This is a genomic window from bacterium (genome assembly GCA_020440705.1).
GTDB lineage: Bacteria > Krumholzibacteriota > Krumholzibacteriia > LZORAL124-64-63 > LZORAL124-64-63 > JAGRNP01.
The window spans coordinates 1-532 of sequence record JAGRNP010000387.1; the positions used below are offsets into that span (position 1 = coordinate 1).

The window sequence follows — 532 nt, forward strand, 5'->3', positions numbered from 1 at the left end:
GGGGTGCTACGCACCCCAGGGGAGGAGCCGGGGAATTCTTCGACGAATCGCCCCGGGGCGCGCGCGCACTTCCGGAGATGATCGGCGATTCGTTGAAGAAATCCCGGGCTCCGTACGCGAGCCACGGGAATCCCGATCTGCGAGCCTCGTCCACACCCCAAGGCACGAGCCGGGTGAGATCTTCCCTTCACGCTCGGGCGGACCACCTCATCGCGGTGCGCGCCGCCGCGTGAAGTGGAGATCTCACCGGGCTCGGTACAGCAAGCCACCGCCCATCCACCCACCCCGCGCAAGACGCGCACGTGCCGCTTCGTCGGGCTAGAAGGTCGGCGTGCTGCCCGAACGGGCCGATGTCGTGATCCTGGGAGCCGGCTTGGCCGGGGCCTCGACAGCGTGGCATCTCCTTCGGGAAGGCATCTCGGACATCATCGTCCTCGAGCGTCGCGCGGCACCGGGGCTCGAAGCCTCAGGCCACAACGCGGCCATCCTCCGACTCCCCGAGTCCCCACCGCAGCTGGCGGACTGGGCCCGC

1 protein-coding gene is annotated in these 532 nt (G+C 69.4%); it reads left to right on the top strand.

What is annotated here, in order from left to right; translation table 11 throughout:
- Positions 1–331: 331 nt before the first annotated feature.
- The coding region (locus tag KDM41_18935) for an FAD-binding oxidoreductase (GenBank protein MCB1185501.1) at positions 332–532 on the top strand (201 nt) is incomplete at its 3' end.